General features: G+C 69.3%; 15 protein-coding genes. 8 read left to right on the forward strand and 7 right to left on the reverse strand.

From position 1 onward, the window contains the following. Positions 1 to 151: 151 nt before the first annotated feature. The 4 genes from CYFUS_RS50085 to CYFUS_RS50100 form a co-directional block, all read right to left on the reverse strand. The gene (locus tag CYFUS_RS50085; protein WP_095992698.1) at positions 152 to 706 is read right to left on the reverse strand and encodes a hypothetical protein; all 555 of its coding nucleotides are present in this window, start codon (positions 704 to 706) and stop codon (positions 152 to 154) included. Between the two features lie 14 nt (positions 707 to 720). Further along, positions 721 to 1,182, reverse strand: coding sequence for a bactofilin BacM (bacM, locus tag CYFUS_RS50090; RefSeq protein WP_095991694.1), 462 nt, complete (start codon positions 1,180 to 1,182; stop codon positions 721 to 723). A 3-nt stretch (positions 1,183 to 1,185) separates the two neighbouring features. Further along, positions 1,186 to 2,109: a ParB/RepB/Spo0J family partition protein gene (locus CYFUS_RS50095; protein ID WP_095991695.1), complete on the reverse strand. Its 924-nt coding sequence runs from the start codon at positions 2,107 to 2,109 to the stop codon at positions 1,186 to 1,188. Between the two features lie 227 nt (positions 2,110 to 2,336). Then, a complete protein-coding gene (locus CYFUS_RS50100) occupies positions 2,337 to 3,128 on the reverse strand; it encodes a ParA family protein (RefSeq protein WP_095991696.1) in 792 nt (263 codons plus the stop codon). Positions 3,129 to 4,560: 1,432 nt separating this feature from the next. Here CYFUS_RS50100 and CYFUS_RS50105 point away from each other — a divergent pair. Both CYFUS_RS50105 and CYFUS_RS50110 read left to right on the forward strand, forming a co-directional pair. Then, positions 4,561 to 5,226: a hypothetical protein gene (locus tag CYFUS_RS50105; protein WP_095991697.1), complete on the forward strand. Its 666-nt coding sequence runs from the start codon at positions 4,561 to 4,563 to the stop codon at positions 5,224 to 5,226. Positions 5,227 to 5,228: 2 nt separating this feature from the next. Beyond that, on the forward strand, positions 5,229 to 5,702 hold the full coding sequence (locus CYFUS_RS50110; protein ID WP_095992699.1) for an SMI1/KNR4 family protein: 474 nt from the start codon (positions 5,229 to 5,231) through the stop codon (positions 5,700 to 5,702). Between the two features lie 91 nt (positions 5,703 to 5,793). Here CYFUS_RS50110 and rsmG read toward each other — a convergent pair whose 3' ends face one another. Continuing rightward, the gene (gene rsmG, locus CYFUS_RS54280; protein WP_095991698.1) at positions 5,794 to 6,459 is read right to left on the reverse strand and encodes a 16S rRNA (guanine(527)-N(7))-methyltransferase RsmG; all 666 of its coding nucleotides are present in this window, start codon (positions 6,457 to 6,459) and stop codon (positions 5,794 to 5,796) included. A gap of 110 nt (positions 6,460 to 6,569) precedes the next feature. Further along, complete coding sequence (gene mnmG, locus CYFUS_RS50120; RefSeq protein WP_095991699.1) at positions 6,570 to 8,423, reverse strand: tRNA uridine-5-carboxymethylaminomethyl(34) synthesis enzyme MnmG; 1,854 nt, start codon at positions 8,421 to 8,423, stop codon at positions 6,570 to 6,572. Positions 8,424 to 8,645: 222 nt separating this feature from the next. Between mnmG and CYFUS_RS50125 the strand changes: the two genes are divergently transcribed. Together CYFUS_RS50125 and CYFUS_RS50130 are read left to right on the forward strand one after the other, a co-directional pair. Next, a complete protein-coding gene (locus CYFUS_RS50125; protein WP_095991700.1) occupies positions 8,646 to 9,035 on the forward strand; it encodes a hypothetical protein in 390 nt (129 codons plus the stop codon). A 247-nt stretch (positions 9,036 to 9,282) separates the two neighbouring features. Further along, positions 9,283 to 9,723 carry a hypothetical protein gene (locus tag CYFUS_RS50130; protein WP_095991701.1) on the forward strand — a complete coding sequence of 147 codons (441 nt, stop codon included), beginning with the start codon at positions 9,283 to 9,285 and terminating at the stop codon, positions 9,721 to 9,723. Between the two features lie 187 nt (positions 9,724 to 9,910). On the opposite strand, the gene CYFUS_RS50135 is transcribed toward CYFUS_RS50130, so the two are convergent. After that, positions 9,911 to 12,697, reverse strand: a complete 2,787-nt coding sequence (locus CYFUS_RS50135; protein WP_095991702.1) for a M16 family metallopeptidase — start codon at positions 12,695 to 12,697, stop codon at positions 9,911 to 9,913. Between the two features lie 861 nt (positions 12,698 to 13,558). Here CYFUS_RS50135 and CYFUS_RS50140 point away from each other — a divergent pair. The 4 genes from CYFUS_RS50140 to CYFUS_RS53705 all read left to right on the forward strand — a co-directional run bounded on the left by CYFUS_RS50140 (position 13,559) and on the right by CYFUS_RS53705 (position 19,010). Beyond that, positions 13,559 to 14,044, forward strand: a complete 486-nt coding sequence (locus tag CYFUS_RS50140) for a hypothetical protein (RefSeq protein ID WP_095992700.1) — start codon at positions 13,559 to 13,561, stop codon at positions 14,042 to 14,044. 84 nt (positions 14,045 to 14,128) lie between these two features. Then, on the forward strand, positions 14,129 to 16,216 hold the full coding sequence (locus tag CYFUS_RS50145) for a serine/threonine protein kinase (RefSeq protein WP_095991703.1): 2,088 nt from the start codon (positions 14,129 to 14,131) through the stop codon (positions 16,214 to 16,216). A gap of 130 nt (positions 16,217 to 16,346) precedes the next feature. Beyond that, positions 16,347 to 17,252, forward strand: coding sequence for a DUF2381 family protein (locus CYFUS_RS50150; RefSeq protein ID WP_232537905.1), 906 nt, complete (start codon positions 16,347 to 16,349; stop codon positions 17,250 to 17,252). Positions 17,253 to 17,396: 144 nt separating this feature from the next. Further along, positions 17,397 to 19,010, forward strand: coding sequence for a hypothetical protein (locus CYFUS_RS53705; protein ID WP_332468333.1), 1,614 nt, complete (start codon positions 17,397 to 17,399; stop codon positions 19,008 to 19,010). Positions 19,011 to 19,020 lie beyond the last annotated feature (10 nt).

A 19,020-nucleotide genomic window follows, 5' to 3' on the forward strand; every position in this document is an offset into this window, starting at 1 on the left:
GCGTCGCGTGGCGGCGGGCCCCAGACAGGAGCGCCAGGAGCCCACCCTCCGGGGGGGAAGGGTCGGTATCGAGGTGCATGGGGATTCATCGGGCGCCGCCCGGAGAGCATGAGGTCGCTCCCGGGAGTGGCGCCCGATGTCTGTGCGGGGGCTAGCGCGGCGGGGGTTGCAGGTGGATGGCCTGGCAGGAGGAGGCCGCCTCGCGCACCTCGTCCTCGGAGACGCCGGGCAGGCTGGCGCACAGGAACAGGTCGCGCTCCACGCGCCGCGCGCCGAAGAAGGCCGGGTGGGCCTCGCCCACGCCTCCGTCCGCGAACCTCGGCGCGAGCTTCACCCGCACGAGCACGAAGTCCTCGCCCTCCTCGAGCTGCTCGTCCGAGCGCGCGAAGCCCTCGAAGGCGCGCGCGAGCAGCGCGGTGAGCGCGTCACCGGAGGGCAGCGCGTCGCCCTCGCCGGTGCGCAGATCCACGCGCAACACGGGGTGGTGGGGGGGACCGAAGCGCAGGCTGCCATCCTCCTCGGGCTGGGCGCTCCACCCGGTGGGCAGGGGAACCTTCACCCCCACCCGGCGCGAGGCCGTCCGGGGAGCCTCGGCGGACGCATCCGAGGCATCCACCGGCACCTCCGCCCGGCGCTCGCGGCAGCCCTCGCACCCCGTGCCCCCGGCGGCGAGCGCCAGCAGGGCGGCGGCGAGGCGCGGGCGCACGGAGGCGCGCACCTCTACTTCCGGCCCTCACCGCCGGGCGGGGGCGGGGGCGTGGAGCCCTTGGCGCCGAGGTTCTCCATCTTGCTGGAGCCCTCGAAGATGACGCCCCGGTCCATGGTGAGCGCGGGCGTCTCGATGTTGCCCTTCACGCGCGCGGGCGCATGCAGCTCGATGAGCTGCGTGGCGCGCACGTTGCCTTCCACGGTGCCATTGATGATGACGGTGCCGGCGGTGATCTCCGCCTGGACCCGGGCGCCCTCACCCACCACGAGCACGTCCTTGGTGATGATCTGCCCGTTGAACTTGCCGTCGATGCGGACCTGCCCCTCGAAGGTGAGCTTGCCCTCGAACTCGCTGCCCTTGCCCAGCAGGGTGTGAACCTCACCCGGACGCGTCGCCACGAAATCCTCCTTGATGCTGCCGCCCCCGAGGAGCGGAACGTTGGTCTTCTCTTCCTTCTTGCCGAGGAGCGCCACGCGCTACTCCTTCCTGAGGACCTTCAGGATGCGATCCAGGTCATCGTATGAGAAGTAATCGACTTCCAGGGTGCCTTTTCCGCTGCCTTTTTCGACCAGGCGAACCTTGGTGCCGAGCCGCCGCTGCATCTCCTCCACGAGGCTCTTCACCTGGGGGCTCTGCTTCTTGGGCGCGGCGGGGGCGGACTCCTTGGCCTTGCCCCCCTTGGCCTGCTGCACGAGCTTCTCGGTGTCGCGCACGCTGAGCTTCTTGGCGGCCACCTGCGCGGCGAGCTCCTTCATCTCCGGCAGGCGCGGCACGCCGAGCAGCGCCCGGGCATGGCCCGCGCTGAGCTGCCCCGCGGCCACCAGTCCCTTCACGTCGTCGGGCAGACCGAGCAGGCGCAAGGCATTGGCCACGGTGGGCCGCTCCTTGCCCACGCGCTGGGCCACCTGGTCCTGGGTGAGGCCGAACTCCTCGACGAGCCGGTGGTAGCCCTCGGCCTCTTCCATGGGGTTGAGGTCCGAGCGCTGGAGGTTCTCCACGAGCGCGAGCTCGAAGGCCTCCACCTCGGTGACCTCGCGCACGATGGCGGGGATTTCGTGCAGGCCCGCGGCCTGGGAGGCGCGCCAGCGGCGCTCGCCGGCGATGAGCTTGTAGCCACCCGCGCCGTCCTTGCGCACGAGCACCGGCTGCAACACGCCCTGGGCCTTGATGGACTCGGTGAGCTCGCGCAGCTTCTCCTCGTCGAACTGGCGGCGCGGCTGGAGCGTGTCGCGCTGGATGGCCTCGATGGGCAGCTTGATGAGGCCATTCTTCGGCGGGGGCGGAGGCTCGGGAGGAGCGGCCACCACGCTCGCGCCCGCGGGCACGGGTGGAGCCGCCTGGGGGATGAGGGCGGAGAGGCCGCGGCCCAACGCCCGCTTCTGCTTGTCACCATTCAGCACTGCGAGAACTCCCACCGGGCCTTCCCGGCCATTGCCAGTCCGGGAAGGCCCGGACGGCCAGGTCCTTGGAGTGTCACCGCGGGGAACCTGGACGACCCCGCGGGCGGTGCGCGACAGGCGGGCCCCCAGGGGGCTCTCGCACGGCGAACCGATCCACCACTTCAGCGGCCCGCTTCCCCCGCGCCGCCCGACATGACTCGGGGACGCGGGGTGGGGGCCGGGGGCGCTCAAGCCCGGGGCTGGACGGGAGGCGGCGCGGGCTCGCGCTGCATGATCTCCCGGCCGAGCGCGAGGTAGCTCTCGCAGCCCTTGGACTTGATGTCATAGAGGATGATGGGCTTGCCGAAGGAGGGGCACTCGGCGAGGCGCACGTTGCGCGGCACCACGGAGGAGAAGACCTGCTCCTTGAAGAAGCCGCGCACGTCGTCCACCACCTGGTTGGCGATGTTGGCGCGCGAGTCGAACATGGTGAGGAGGATCCCCTCCATCTTCAGCTCCGGGTTGAAGGCCTGGCGCACCAGATCGATGGTGTGGTTGAGCTGGGACAGGCCCTCGAGCGCGTAGTACTCGCACTGCAGGGGGATGAGGACCGAGTCGGCGGCGATGAGCGAGTTGAGCGTGAGCAGGCCGAGCGACGGCGGGCAGTCGATGAGGATGTAGTCGTACTGGTCGGCGAGCGGGCGGAGCGCGTCGCGCAGGCGGAACTCGCGCCGCTCCTGGCCCACGAGCTCGACCTCGGCGCCGGTGAGGTCCGGGGTGGCGGGGACCACCTGGAGGTAGCGCAGCTCGGTGGAGTGGAGCAGCTCGCTCATGGGGCGGCCGCCGAGCAGGGCGTCATAGACGGTGCCCTGGAGCTGCTCGCGCTTGAGTCCGAGCCCGCTGCCGGCATTGCCCTGGGGATCCATGTCGACCAGGAGCGTCTTGCGCTCGGCCGAGGCGAGGCTGGCGGCGAGATTGATGGCGGTGGTCGTCTTGCCGACGCCGCCCTTCTGGTTGGAGATGCAGATGATTCGACCCACGTGGCCCGTCCTTGGGGAAAGCCTGTAGCGACGCCATTGATCCATCAAACCGGGAGCTGATCCAGTCCACGGCCAGATCAACCTCTAACCCGCCCGCCTGACATGCTTCCGGGCCCGGCCGGACCCCGCGGAGGGCGGAGGAGGCGGTCCCCGGAGGTCCAGAGCCGGACCCGGGGAGAGGTTTCACGTGGAACACCCGGGCGCCTTCTCGGATGCCCGTTCCACGTGGAACACGGCGGGCGAGGGGTTCCGTTCCCGTGGGCCCCGTGGACCCGAGACGTCCGGTGGAACTCCGCATCGGCCGGGCTCCGGGAAACACCGCGCCCGGACCGGACTGGAGACGCGGAACGGAGGGAGGGACCGGGGATGTGCCGGGGACGTGGCGGCGTGAAGTTCCACGTGGAACGGGGGCACGGGATCGAGCGCGGCCCGCGCACCCGCGGAAAGAACCCCTGCCCCACCCGAGGGCCTCCAGCCCGGCGCTCCGGGAAGAAGGGTTCGGACGTTCCACCTCACGAAGAAGGCTCCGGCTGTTCCACGTGGAACACGGAAGAAGCACCTCACGGAAGGTTCCACGTGGAACACGGTGGAGCGGCTCCCCCACCCATCTCCGCCAGCGCGGAGTCCATCGGTCCGGCGCTCCGGCCGTTCCACGTGGAACAGGGGCCCACGCATCAACGCCCATCCCGCCCCCTGAACTCCGCCCCTTCCGGTTCCTGGTTCCAACCCCGGAAAGGTGCGGGACGTTCCACGTGGAACATGGGACTCGTGTCCGAACCCCTCCTTCTTTCCGCCCCTCCGCCATCCCGTCCGGCCACGGTTCCGCCGCCGGAAGGAGGGGGGAGACGTTCCACGTGGAACGTGGTGAAGCACCTCCCTCACCTGTCTCCGCAAGCGCGGAGTCCACCGGTCCGGTGCTCCCGCCGTTCCACGTGGAACACGAGCCCCGTGCATCAACCCCCTTCCCGCCCCCGCGTCCCTCCCGCCTTCCCGTCCAGACCCCGGCCGCCGGAAAGGTGTTGGGGACGTTCCACGTGGAACGTGATGTCCGAACCAGGAGAAGGATGTCCCCCTCTTCTGGGCCCGCTGGAGGATGGAGGCGGTAGCGTCCCCTCCCCTTTCGGAGTTGGGGCGGCCGAACCGCGAGGGACTCCGCCGGGGAGCGGGGACAGGTCCACGTTCCACGTGGAACACGCCCGGGAGCAGTGCCGGGTCCGGGAGGTTCCCAGAAGGTGCGGCGGGAGGTCGGGGCGGAGTGCGGCTCCCGCTGGGGCTCAGGCAGGAATGGACACTGCATCGGTGCATCCAGTCCGCGGCACGGAGCGAGGCAGCGTTCCACGTGGAACACCAGCGTCGGCGCTCGTCAGACCCATCCGATAGTTCCCCGGTCCGGCTGCCCACGCATGGGTAGTCCTCGTCCCGGGAGTTCCTCATGAGGCCAGGTTGGACCGTGGTGTCCCTGCTGCTCCTCGCCGGGTGTGGTTCCACCAACGGCGCGAGCAGTTCGTTCGAACCGAAGCGCACGCCCGCACCGGGTGCCAGGCCCGCCGTGAAGAAGGAGCTGCCCTGGTTGAGCGTACCGGGCGGGCGGATGCGGACGACCCTCTTCTACGGACCCTGGCAGTGCCGCCAGGAGTTCATGAACGACTGCCAGGTGCAGTGCGCCCTCGAAGGTCGTGCGCTCAAGGGCTGCATGTGGCTGGCCGACCTCAAGTTCGACTGGGAGGGCCACCTCATCCTCCTGCCCGTTCCCGTCGAGGGCGGGAGCCGCTACGGCATCTATCACTGCTGCTGCGACTACCCCTCGTTGTCGACCCAGGAGACCACGAGCCGCCGTAGGGAGTGGGAGCGGATCCGGAAGTCCTTTCGTCAGAGCTGGAGCGAGAAGTTCGGGGCCTGGCCCAGCAGTGGCAATAAGGCCTGGCCGGGGCACCACATCCGGGATCTCTGGCACAGCGGAGACCCCGTGGATCCCAACAACGTCTTTCCCGCCCAGCCGGACGTTCACGACCTCTACAACCGGGCGTACCCCACCTGCTACGCGGGGCAAGCTCCCTGGAATACAACCGGGCCCGACGTGCCCTACACCGACCATTGACGATGACCACGCCCATGAGCCGCCTGCTGGCGGAAATCTCCCGCGACCACTTTCCGTACGCGCCCGCCACGCCCGAGGCGATCGCGGCGTTCGAGCATCGAGTGGGCTGGAAGTTGGATCCGGACCTGCGCGCCTTCTACCTGCACTGCGATGGCGCCGAATTGATCGAACGGCTCCCCGACTCGCCCTATCAGATACTTCCTCTCGCGGACATCGTCCGGGCCCGGGTGGCCATCTACGGCGAGGATGACGATCAGTGGGGTCCCGCCTCGGTGTACGCCCTGTGCGATGTGCAGGACGGCAACTACGTGCTGGTGGACGTGGCCCGTCAGGAGGACGGGCGCTACCCCCTCATCGACGGCTACCACGAGGCCTGGCCCGATCCGAAGTACTGCTCCCAGGTCGCCCGCTCCTTCTCGGAGTTCCTCGAGCAGGTCCTGCGCACCCGGCGCAACCTCTACTGGCTGGGCGAATGACTCCCCGGACATGACGAGGGCCGGAGCCCTTCCCTCGGACCCCGGCCCTCGTCGTCGCTTCCGTCTGTCTCGCGCCCCCGCGCGCCCTCCCCTACTCCGCCCGCTTCTTGAACGCCGCCACCTGCCGCTCGGCCTGCGAGAACGGCAGCCGGTAGGCCCGCGCCGACACCAACTCCAGTCCCCGCTTCCCCGCCTCCTCCCGCAGCGCCTCCTCCCCGAGCGCCTTGCCCAGCATCGCCACCACGTGCCCCCCAGGTGCCAGGTACGCCGGCGCCAGGTCCAACCAGTCCGGCAGATCCATGAATGCCCGCGCCAGCACCCGCTCCGCTCGAGGCAACCCCTCCGCCTCGGGTCGGCCCTCCGCGCGCGTGTGCACCGCCTTCGTCCCCCCAAGCCCCAACCCCGGCACCGCCACCACCGCCTTGAGGTAGCCCACCTTCTTGCCCACCGCATCCACCATCGTCACCGACAAGCCCGCCCGCGCCATCTTCAACGGCAGCCCCGGGAAGCCCGCCCCCGCTCCCACGTCCAGCACGCTCGTGGCCCCCTCCACCTCCGGCAACACCGCCAGCGAGTCCAGGAAGTGTTTCTCCAACACCTCCTCCGGCGCGGTGATCGCCGTCAGGTTCACCTTCGCGTTCCACTTGAGCAGCTCGCCCATCAGCCGGTACAGCCGCTCGGGCACGTCCTCCCCCACGCCCACACCCAACGCCTCACACCCCCGCCGCAGTTGATCGGCGAAGCGAGAATTGTCCACAGCCCACCCTCCCTCTCCGGGGCCTCAACCCCTCGAAATGACTGCACTCGGGGCCCTCCTCGGAGTTCCCCACACGTTGTCCACACCCCCCTGTGCGATCAGACGCCCCTTCAGACACCTCTTCGGGCGCCCTCGCCAAGCCCCTCGCGCTTGAGCGCCACCAGCAACAGCGAAATCGCCGCCGGCGTCAGCCCCGGCACCCGCCTCGCCTGCCCCACCGTGCCCGGCCGGTGCTTCTCCAGCTTCTCCACCGCCTCGGCCGACAAGCCCCTCACCCCCCCATACGCGAAGTCCGCCGGAATCCTCCACCCGTCCCACGCCTCCGCCTCCCGCGCCGCCGCCCGCTCCGCCATCACGATGTAGCCCTCGTACTTCACCTCCACCTCCACCTCCTCCACCACGTCCGCCGCCAGCTCGGGCCACCCCTCCCCCGCTCCCTCCGCCAGGCTCGCGTACGTCACCTCCGGCCGCTTGAGTCGCGCCGCCAGCCCCGTGCGCTTGAGCCGCTCCACCTCCCCACGCACCGCGCGCTCCCGCGCCTCCACCCGCTCGGCCAGCTCGCGCCCGACCAGCCCCACCCGCGCCCCGTACCGCACGAGCCTCAGGTCCGCGTTCCCCTCGCGCAGCCGCAGCCGGTGCTCCGAGCGGCTCGTGAACATCCGGAAGGGCTCGTCCACCCCGCGCGTCACCAGCTCGTCCACCAGCACCGCCCCGTGCGCCTCGTGCCGCCCCAGCTCCAGCGCCGGCTCGCCCTTCACCTTCAGCCCCGCTTGAATCCCCGCGTACAACCCCTGGAAGGCCGCCTCCTCATAGCCGCTCGTGCCGTTGAGCTGCCCCGCGAAGTACAGGCCCTCCACCCGCTTCGTCTCCAGCGTCCCGTGCAACTGCGTGGGCGGCGCGTAGTCGTACTCCACCGCGTAGCCATAGCGCGCCACCTCCACCCGCCCGAGCCCCGGCAGCGTGCGCAGGAAGTCGAGCTGCACGTCCGCGGGCAGGCTCGTGCTCAGCCCCGCCGGGTACACCAGCGGCGAGTCGGGCCCCTCGGGCTCGAGGAACACCAGGTGCCGCTCGCGCGCGGAGAAGCGCACCACCTTGTCCTCCAGCGACGGGCAGTAGCGCGGCCCCCGGCCGACGATCTCTCCCTGGTACAGCGGCGAGCGGTGCAGGTTGTCGCGCAGAATCTGGTGCGTCTCGGGCGTGGTGTACGTGAGCGCGCACGTGACGGCGGGCTGGCACGGAAACCCCGCGCCCTCCCCGCCCAGCTCCCGCGCCCACTTCGTGCGCAGGGAGAGCGGACGCGGGGGGAAGTCGCCGGGCTGGGGCTCGAGCGCGGCCCAGTCGATGCTGTCGCGCACCAGCCGCGCCGGGGTGCCCGTCTTGAAGCGGCCGAGCGTGAAGCCCAGCGCGCGCAGCGAGTCGGACAGGCCACGCGCCGCCTCGTCCCCGAGCCGTCCGCCCACCTCCTTCTTCTCGCCCACGTGCATGAGCGCCTGGAGGAAGGTGCCGGTGGTGAGCAGCACCGCGCGCGCCGCCACCTGCGTGCCGTCCCCGAGCACCACGCCCGCCACGCGTCCGCCCTCGGCCACCACCTGGGACACCTCGGCCTCGTGCACCGTGAGGCCCGGCTGGCCGAAGAGCACCGCCTGCATGGCCCGGGCGTAGGCGTCGCGGTCGCACAGCACGCGCGTGGCCTGCACCGCCGGGCCCTTGGAGGCATTGAGCGTCTTGAAGTGCGTGCCGGTGAGGTCCGCCACCCGGCCCATCTCCCCGCCGAGCGCGTCCAGCTCGCGCACCAGGTGGCCCTTGGCCGTGCCACCCACCGCCGGGTTGCAGCTCATCACCGCGGCGCGCTCGCGCTTGAGCGTGAGGGCGAGCGTGGACAGGCCCATGCGCGCGCACGCGAGCGCCGCCTCGCTGCCCGCGTGCCCCAGCCCCACCACGATGACGTCGTATGCCTGCTTCATGCCGCTATCTCACGCGCCCGCCCTCCGAAGGCAAGAGGCCCCCTCCCCTCGCTGGCCCGCCCCCCGCTCCCGCCCCCTCGGCACGAAGCCACGGGCCCGGATGATTTTCCTCCACCTCTCCAGGCGCCATCGGCTATCCCGCCCGGGCCCTCGGACCGGGAGTCCGGGGACAACACCTCGCGGCGCGCGCTCGCGCGACCGCTCCTCCTGGAGATGAACCCCATGAACAACAAGTGGATTGTGTGTCTGGCCCTCGCGCTCACCGGCTGCGGCGGCAGCGGCCTCGGCGGCACGTGGAAGGGCGAGGCCGCCGGCTGGTCCGTGACCGTGGTGCTCGACGAGGCCACCGAGCAGAGCGGGACGAGCTACTTCACGGGCACCGTGAGCAGCAACAAGCCGGCCTGCTTCACCAACGGCACCGCGGCGGCCACGCTCGTCAGCGGCAAGACCGCGCAGATCCTGTCCAACTCCTCGGGCTCCGCCGCCAATACGACCGTCGTGGACATCTCCGGGGAGCTGTCCGGCAACACGCTCGTCGGCTACTTCGAGGCGACCAGCACCGCCTCGGAGTGCGACACGGCTCGCACCGCCATCACGCTCACGCGCCAGTAACCCGAGTCCCGCAGGCGGCTCCTGGCTTCCCGACCCCTCGCGCCGGGAGCCGCCTCGGCCCCCCCCTCCAGCGGCCCCCTCCTCACTCCCCGTCCGTCCCCCGAGGTCTCGCCAACTGTTCAGTGGAGATTTTTCTCCACCGACCCAGGTTCCATCGGCTATCCCACCGGAACACCTTGGCCGCGGGCCCGGGTGCAGCACCTCGCGGCCGGGCGCGTAACCTGCTTCTCACTGGAGAGGACTCATCATGAAGAACTGGATTCTGTGTGTCGCCCTCGTCGTCGCCGGCTGCAACGCATGCGGTGGTGACGACGGTGGTGGCGGCGGTGGCGGCGGCGGCGGTGGTGGTGGCGGCGGCACCAACGCCTACCTCGGCACGTGGAAGGGCGAGGTCTCCGGCTGGTCGGTGAGCCTGGTGATCAAGGAGGCCACCGAGCTGAACGGCGTGACCTTCGTCACGGGCACGGCCAGCACCAACAAGGCCTCCTGCTTCAGCACCGGCGACCTGAGCGGCAACTTCAACCCCACCTCGGGCGCGACCCTCACCGCCGTCAGCAACGACGGCAACACGCAGATCAACGTCCTGGGCCCCGTGGCCAACGGCAAGATCACCGCCAAGGTCGAGGCGCAGGGCGAAACCGCCGACTGCACCTTCCAGAGCCTCTCCACCACGTTCACCCGTCAGTAGCCTCCCCCCCGGGGCCCGGCGTCTCCGGGCCCGGGTGGACCCGGCGCCTCCCCCCCGTTCCACAGAGAGCGGAGGGAGGACACGCGGCCCTCTCGGCGCAGCGCGCGGAAGAAGGCGCGCACGTCCTCGAGGAAGAGTCCCCTCCGGCGCGTGGGCCCTGGAGCCCCGAGCCCCAGGGCCCGGCGATTCACGGCGCGGCCGGAGCCGTGACGGGCGCCGGGGCGGCCTTCTTCTTCGCGCCCTCGAAGTCGCCCGCCTTCACCACCGTCACCTGCTTCCAGTCGAGCACCCGCGCGAGCGCCGCGCGCACGTCCTCGGGCTTGAGCGCGCTCATGCGCTTCTCGAACGCGGCGTCGTAGGCGAGCGTGCGGTCGTAGTACAGGTACGAGGCGAGCGTGCGCGCCAGGCCCGAGTCATCCGCGCGGCCCGTGCGCCGGTACTCCAGGAGCCCCGCGCGCGCCTGCTCCAGCTCCTGCGCGCTGAAGCCCTTCTGCAGCACCTTCTCCACCTCCTCGCGCATGGCCGTCTCCAGCCGCTCGGCGTTCTGCGGCGCGTAGATGGCGAACGTGGAGAACATGCCCACGGGGTCCAACGCCCCCGCGTTGAGCGAGCTGCTCACCGAATAGGACAGGCCGTCCTTCTGGCGCACGCGCGTGGCCAGGCGCGAGTTGAGGAAGCCGCCGCCGAGCAGGAAGTTGCCGAGCACCAGCGCCGGGTAGTCCGGCGAGTCATCGCGCAGCGCGAGCCCCTCGCCCGCGAAGAAGAGGGCGTTGGCCTTGTCCGGCGTCTCCACCACGAGCGCCTGGGCACCCGCCTTGTAGGGCCGCGACGGCACGCGCTCGTAGGGCGCGGGGCTCTTCCAGCCGCCGAAGAGCTCGGCCACCTGCGTCTTGAGGGCCTCGGCGTCGAAGTCACCCACCGCGGAGAGCTCGCCATTCGAGGCGCCGTAGAAGTCGCGGTGGAAGGCGCGCGCCTGCTCGAGCGTGGTGCCCTTGGCCTCGGCGAGCGACTCCTCGTAGGTGCTCACGTAGTAGGGGTGGCCCGAGGGGTAGGGCGAGAGCGCGCGAGCGAAGGCGAGGCGGCCCTGGTAGGCGGGCTCGCTGCGCTGGTTCTCCAGGGAGGCGAGCCGCTCCTGCTGCGCGAGGGCGAACTCCTGGGCGTCGAAGGCCGGCTCGCGCAGCATCTCCGCCACGAGCTTCATCACCTCGGGAAGGCTCGCACGGGGCGCCTCCACCGAGACACCGGCGCTGGTGAGCGAGCCCGACACGGACACCCGGGCCTTGAGCTTGTCGAGCGCGTCGCGCATTTCCTGGCGGGTGTGCTTCGTGGTGCCGCGCATGAGCAGCACGCCGGCGTATTCCGCCGCGCCCGAGCGGCCGGTGAGCGCCTTCTCCGTGCCCCAGCGCAGCGACATGGCCACGCTCACCATCTCCCCGCGCGTCTTCTTGGGCAGCAGCGCCAGCTCGAGGCCCCCCACCTGGGAGCGCGTGACGCGCTTCTCGATGTTGTCCGGCGACGGATCGAACGCCTCGCCCTGGGCGACGGCGGCGCGGCCCTGGTAGCCCTGGAGCATGCCGGCCACGTCCACGCGCGGGGGCAGCTCGGCGCGGTCCGGCCGGGCGGTGGGGAGGAACTCGCCGAGCGTGCGGTTGGAGGACTTGAGGTACTCGGCCGCCACGCGCGTGACGTCCGCGGGGGTGACGGCCTCGATGCGATCGCGGTGCAGGAAGAACAAGCGCCAGTCGCCGATGGCGGCCCACTCGGACAGCTCGATGGCGGCCCCTTCCGAGTCGTTGAGCGTCAGCTCCACCTGCTTGAGCAGGGCCGTCTTGGCGCGGCCCACCTCCTCGTCGGTGAAGGGCGTGCGCGCGGCGTCCTCGACGGTGGTGAGCAGCGCCTCGCGCGCGGCGTCGAGCGACTGGCCGTCGCGCACGGTGGCGCGGAAGGTGAGCACGCCCGGGTCGTGCAACTGCAGGCTGTAGCCGCCGGCGCTCGCGGCCTTCTTCGTCTCCACGAGCGCCTTGTACAGACGGCCCGAGGGCGTCATGCCGAGCGAGAGGGAGAGCACGTCGATGGCGGCGAAGTCGGGGTGGGCCCCTTCGGGCACGTGGTAGACGGTGGTGAGGGCGCTCACGTCGCCCACGCGGCGCAGGGTGACGCGGCGCTCGCCGTCCTGCACGGGCTCCTCGGTGTAGGTGACGGGCAGGGGCTGCTTGGGGGCCTTGAGGCGGCCGAAGGTCTTCTTCACCTCGGCGAGCGCCTGGGCGGGCTCGAAGCGGCCGGCGAGCACCAGCATGGCGTTATCCGGCCGGTAGTACTTCTTGTAGAAGGCCTGGAGCCTGTCGATGGGCACGTGCTCCAGGTCGGCGCGAGCGCCGATGGTGGACTTGCCGTAGTTGTGCCAGAGGTAGGCGGCGCTCATGACGCGCTGGCCGAGCACGCGACTGGGTTCGTTCTCGCCGCGCTCCAGCTCGTTGCGCACCACGGTCATCTCGGTGTCGAGGTCCTTCTTGGCGATGAAGCTGTTGACCATGCGGTCGGCCTCGAAGGAGAGCGCCCAGCGCAGGTTGTCGTCCGAGGCGGGGAAGGTCTCGAAGTAGTTGGTGCGATCGAGCCAGGTGGTGCCATTGGGGCGGGCGCCGCGCTGGGTGAGGGCCTGGGGCACGTTGGGAGTGGTGGGGGTGCCCTTGAACAGGAGATGCTCGAGCAGGTGGGCCATGCCCGTCTCGCCATAGCCCTCGTGCCGCGAGCCGACGAAGTAGGTGATGTTGAGGGTGACGGTGGACTTGGTGGGGTCCGGGAAGAGCAGGACGCGCAAGCCATTGTCGAGCCGGTATTCGGAGATGCCCTCGACACTGGTGAAGGGAGCGGGGAGGGTGGCAGTCGCCGGTGTGGCGGGCGCCTTGGCGAGCGCGGGAGCGGAGACGAGCAACAAGCCCAGGCCGAGCAGGCGCAGGCGGGAGGGGAGGGACATGCGGGAAGCCTCGAAGCGCGAGGGGTGGGCCAGATGGCGTCTGGAAGCTACCAACCAGACGGGGCCCGAGGGTGTTCCCGAGAAGAAAAGGGGAGGGGGAATGCGGCGGGGGCTCTGGCTTGACTCACCCCGCTTGAACGTTTCCAGTCCGGGGGATGAAGCCGCACCGCGCGTGGGGAGGCTGGCCGCTGCTCGTCCTCTGCCTCGAGTCCGCGTGCGTCACCTCCCCGCGAGGGCGCGTCGTGCCCGCAGCTTCGCCCGACCGCGCGCCGACCATCGAGTCCACCCTGGACGTCCTGGAGCCGGGCGCCGTCCCTCCGCGTCCGGTGCCAGTTGCAGGGACTTTGTTCACGCGCGGTTCGGGGAGCGTTTTGTCCGCGACGCTCACCGCGACGTGACTGAGCACGAGCCAACCAACGCCAAAGCGGCGAGTACTCCGGCTGACACATCAGAGGCGGGGCTCCTTTTGCGAATGATTCCAGTGGGTATGACGAGGTTGGCCGTTGGTCCAGGCTCCTCGGGGGTCGCCATGCAACAAGCCCGTGTTGTCGGTCGCGGTCAACCGTGCCGCCCGGTATGGCTCGTTCTGGCATTTGGGTGTTTATCAACGAGCGCCGCTGGGGACGGTGGCAGCATCGCGCTCACTCAGGCCGAGTGCAACCCGACCGACAGCACCGTCACCTGTTGTCTCAAGCAGAACCCAGGCCAATACGATCGGTGTGGTGCAACACCTCCGACCGAGGCCACGCGCCCCAACAATCTCCTGAAGGAAACGCAGTGTAAAGCCTGTTACGAGGCATGTATGCGTCACGGGTTCTGGCCGTGGCAAGCCAACGACAAGCCCTGTCCTGGAGCCTGATCATGGAGACCCCACGCCAGGAGCGCGCCACGACGTTCGGTGAGGAGATCGATCTCCTCTTCATGGAATTCATGAAGTCAGATGCGCCCTACGAACAATGCAGGCGCGAACTCCTGAAACTGGAGAAACGCTGGCTGCAAAAGGCAAAGACTCCAGCCCAGCGCCTCGCGGTGCAGCGCATCATCGCGAAGACCCTCCTCACCGAGGCATTCGGATTCGGCATGCCGTGGAAGGAGTTCGGTCGGTGGCTTCGTCGTATCCAGAATCTCGGCTTCCGCGATCTGGGGATGCGCGTCCACGTCACCTGCCTCTACGTACAATCCCTTCACCTCTTTCCCCGGCAGGCTCGTGAGGCGTGGGCCATGTTGGAGGACACGGAGCGAAGGGTGCGCCGACTCCGCCGGGAGCGCCCCCTGCGCGAGGAACATCTGGAGGCCATCGCGCACGCGAAGAAGGTGGCCCGCGTGCCACCGCCCCCTCCTCGATGACGTGATCGACGACGGCGCCGAACCGGACCACAAACCCCGGCCCTTCATCGGCGACCCGCTCCGAGGAACACGAGTTCGGAGGTCATGCTACGCTCCAGCACCTCGGAGGTGGTTCTCGTGGCACTCGTCTTCAGGCACCCAGAACCCGGGGAGATGGTCGGCGACTATCGCATCCTGGAGAAGCTCGGCTCCGGTGGATTTGGCACGGTCTTCAAGGCGGAGCGCGGCGGCCTCTTCTTCGCCGTGAAGATGCTTCGCGCGACCGCGCTCGACGCACGCGCGCGAAGAGAGATCAGCATCCTTCTTCAACTGGAAAATCCCTGCGTCGCCCGCTTTCGCGCGTGCGACCGGTGGCTTGATCCAAAATTCGGGACTCCCTACCTCGTCATGGACTTCGTCCCCGGCATGACGCTGGAGGAGTTCGCCAAGGAGGAGAACCCCTCGGCGCGCGAGTCCGCTCGCATCCTGTTGGAGACCGCACTCACCCTCGGGGAAGTCCACGTCCAGGGCGTCTTTCATCGAGACCTGAAGCCCGAGAACATCCTCATCAAGAGCAGGAACGAGCGGCCCGTGCTGATCGACTTCGGAGTCGGCACCTATGCCGGTGCTCCCGTGATCACCCCGTTCGGTCTACCGCCAGGGACGTATGAGTTCCGCTCGCCGGAGGCGTATCTCTTCAGCCGCTCGAACCGCGAACTCGTCCACTACGAGTTCAGTGCGAGCGATGAACTGTGGGCGCTCGGCGTCAGCTTCTATTGGCTCCTGACCAACGTGCTTCCGTTTGGCGACAGGAACAATTGGGAGGGCGGCGGACTCGCGGAGCGGATCATCCGTCAGAGGCCCATGGCTCCGCACGTTCTCAACTCGCGAGTCCCGCGCGCCCTCTCCGACATCTGCATGAAGATGTTGGAGAAGAAGCCGGAGGAGCGTTACGCGAGCGCCGTGGAACTGTGTGCCGTCCTGGGGGGCGCCCTGGCCGCTGCCGGGGAGGACGCACTCTGGGACCTCCCGCTGTTCGATCCAGACTCGCCCGACACCCAGACGACCGAGGAAGAGCCGTCCCTGGTGGATGCGCACGAGGACGAAGAGACACGCATGCTGCGCAAGTGGGCGAGGGCCCAGCCTCGACGCGGACGGAAGCCGAAGAAGGGAGCCGAGCCCGCTCCGAATCAGGACGATGTTCCCACTGTCGCGGCGGAGCCGGAGCCCGATGACGCTCTCCCCGTGAAGGTCCCTGAAGGGCTCGCCGCCGCGAGGACGCGTGCCTTTCCCCATCTCGAGGAAGGGCTTGCCTCTTCACCGGAGAGCGCCGGACACGGCCAGGAGAGCGAAGCACCACGAGTCCCGGCCCCTGCCGAAGCACCGCGAGCAACCGCGGCTCCGCCCACTCGGATGTCGCGCCGTCGCGCTTGCTTCGCGGCCGCGGCGGGGCTCGCCGTCGTGGTGCTCGGCGCGGTCCTGTTCGCCACGTCGCCGCGCGCTCCGCCTGGGGTGGGTCCACTCGGTGCGTCATCCGAGGCCGTTCCCACCCGACAAGCCGAGTCCGGCCGTGAAGTGGCGCAATCCGCGAAGCCGCTGGATCCTCCAAGCGGAGAAGGCGCAGAGCCCACGGTGGGCTCCATCTCCGCGCCTGGGATGACCATGATGCTTCGCAAGGATGACAGCGGCGAGAAGCCCCCACAGAAGAAGACAAAGGTTCTCGGACGCGCGGCCAAGGTCATCGGTACGGGCCTGGTTTGCAATGCGTTGGCGGGATGTCCGCCCCCTCAACAAGTGAGGCAGACTCCGGAGTCTGCTCCGTGTCCGGCGGGTGCGGTCGAGACGATGGAGACGCTCGGCATCGACATCGGGGACCTACATGACGCGGTCTTCCAGGTTTCCCCCGCTCAATACATCCCCGTGAGAGAGGGGGACACAACCATCGAGTTGCTCGGGGGCTGGGGCAAGTTGCCGGATGCGACCCTCTTGTCTGGGCGGCTGATTTTCGGAGATGGGCGCGTATACGCAAGACTCACCGAGGCCAAGGTGCCGGGCGGAGGGACATTCAAGGTCTGCATGGAAATGCACGACGAGCAAGGCAGGAGAGGCGCAGGCCGGAAGCCGGATGGCGGACCGGAGAGCGTACGGATCTTCTCCTCGGTGGCCGTGAAAGCCGTCAACAGCTTCGAGTAGAGGCCAGCCGAATGGCCAGTACCATCACCGGGCTCAGTCATCACGGAGCCCGGAGACGTGATAGAGGCGGACACCGTCTCTGCTTTGGAGTCTTCTCCCCGTGTCTGCTTCGTCACCTGCTGCGTTCCTGATGCTGGTTCTTCTCGCGGGGAACTCCGCCACTGCTCAAACCTGCCCTCCACCTGGAGAGCTGGAAGACCGCTGCATCGAGCTGACAGCGCAAGGGGCCCACGAAGTTTCCGAAGTGCAGCTCAGTCCAGGGCAGCCCACGACCTTCCGCTTCGACTCGGATGTGCGTGCGGACGGGATGACGCTGGAGAATCGCGAGCACTTCGAGGTGGCACCTGGAAAGCGGCTCATCACGCTTGAACCCTCGGAGAAAGCGCGCGGTGCGAAGCCCAGCACGTTGACGGTGTGCTTCGCGGATGGCTCGGCTCCTGCTTGCACCTCCTTCCGGCTGATCATTCATCCCGCGATGGGCGAGCGCCGGGTGGAGATCTTCCGCCACGCGCGTTCGCTGGATTCCGTCCAAGCCGAGTTGAGGAAGACGCGCGAGGAAAACACGGGACTGCGCGCGGAAGTCCAACGGATGCGCGCGGAACGAGACAGGCCGGATGGGCTCATTGGCCTGTTCGCTTCCGGCATGATGGGAGGAGAGGGCATCCCGTCTCACAACATCACCGAGTCCATCACCGCGCGCGAGAGCAACACCCTCCAGCAAAGTAAGGTGAAAACGCTTCGCGCTCCTGGCCGAGTTGCCATGGAGTTGTGGCTGGAGAACCCGGACACGGCGAAGTCGTGGACGCCGCGAGGCGCGGTGCTCGTCGGCGCCAAGGGCGAGCGGCTGGACGCGACCTTCTGGCCAGCCGAGCCAATCCCCTCGGGGGAGCGGCGGAGCATCTGGATCGAGGTAATGGCCCCGAAAAAACGAACCGAGGGCACCTTCACCTTGAAGCTCTGGGAGGCTGACGGCCAACGAACCTTCGTCATCGGGAACGTGACCTTCCCGACGTTGGCCGTGGCGCCAGGGCTTTGATGCGAGCCCTGGTGGGCCTTGCCTGACGCTCCCTCGCCGCACCGAGCTACCAGCAGCGCGCGGCGAACACGGCGAGCAACGGTCGGTTGCTTGACTCTCCTTGTCTGACCGTCTTCAGTCCGTGCGATGCAGCGGAAACGCGCCGTGTCTACCCGTCGTCTCGTGAACCCACGTCCGCGGGGAATGAAGCCGCACCGCGCGTGGGGAGGCTGGCTGCTGCCCGTCCTCTTCCTCGAGTCCGCGTGTGTCACCGCCCCGCCGCGAGGGAGTGGGGTGCCCGCGGCGGAGCCCGGCCCCGCGCCGGCCATCGAATACACCCTGGACGTCCTGGAGCCGGGCGCCGTCCCTGCGCGTCCGGTGCCCCTCCCCCCGGCCGAGTTCCAGCGGGCCCTGCGGCGGCTCTCACGCGACATGCGGCTGACGGGGGCCCCCGCGCACGAGGCCGCCCGCACGCTGTTGAACGCGCCGCCGCCACCGGAGCCGGACGTCGAGCACCTGGACATGCAGGGCCAGTGGCTGCTGGAGCACTACGGCGGCCAGAGCTACACCTTCGTGCCCTTGAGCCAGACGGGCCTGGTGCCCCTGTCGCCCGAGGCGGAGGAGGCCTTGAGGGTGAAGTACCTGAGGTGGTGCGAGCGCCGGGGCGGAGGCGACTGTCTGGGGTTGTTGGAGGATGGGCCCCATCTGCGCGCGGAGGACCGGCGCACCCTGGCGCTGGCGCTGGCGTTCGGCCCGGTGCTGGACGAGACGCGCGCGGCGCTCGGGCGCGAGTTGCTGGACGTGAGGGCCATGGTGTCCCTGATTGTCTGGACGGTGGCGCTCTACTGCGCGGCGTGGGTGGTGCCCGAGCCCACCACCAAGGCCCTGGCCGCGGGGCTCACGGTGATTCTGCTGGCGTGGCTGGGGGTGGAAACCCTGTGGGGGCTGATGGACGGCTACAGCCGCATGGCCATGGCGGCGCGCGAGGCCACCACCTTCGAGGAGTTGCGCGCGGCGGGTGAGGGCTTCGGCACGGTGCTGGGGGAGGACGCGGCGCGGACGATGATTCTGGCGGTGACGACGCTCGGCGGGCGCACGCTGGGAGAGATGGCGGCGCGGGTGAAGTCCCTGCCGGGCCATGGGCTGGCGGGAGCGCGGTGGAAGGCGCAGGGAGGGAGCGCGGTGCTGGAGCCCGGCATGGCGCTGTCGGGCGAGGAAGCCCTGGCGCAGACGGTGGCGACAGTGCAGCAGGTGGCGATGTCGGCCCGAGGCCCCCTGGCGGTGGTGATGCTCAAGCAGGGTGGGGGGAAGGGTTCGGGGGGAGGTGGCTCCACCACCCTCATTCGCCACCGGGGCGGCAACGTGCAGGTGGAGCTCGCCAATGGACAACGCTGGCATCTGCCACGCGGTAAATCCCTGGCGGATATTCCCACGACAGACAAGGTGGGGGACCAGCTCCAGGAGGCGGTTACCCAGGCCGCGAGGGAATGGGGGCCCGGAAGGCTCACTCCCAATGAGCAAATTGCCATCCAGGATGCCCTGAGCAAGGGCAAGTATTGGCTGGCTCGGCTCCTGGAGCGTGAGGCCCGGGGGCGTTACGTGCAAGAACGGGTAAAAACCCAATTTCAGTCGCTCTACAAATTCGATCTCAACAAGGGTGTGGATGTAATTGACATGTCAACAGGCCGCCAGTACGAGATTCTCTCCGGGACAGATTCGAACATGGCACGGCATGGCAGACGTATGGCGGGCGAATTCTTCCGGATGCTCACCTTTTGAGAGGAGTCGA

The sequence above is a fragment of the Cystobacter fuscus genome (assembly GCF_002305875.1).
In the GTDB taxonomy this organism is placed as follows: domain Bacteria; phylum Myxococcota; class Myxococcia; order Myxococcales; family Myxococcaceae; genus Cystobacter; species Cystobacter fuscus_A.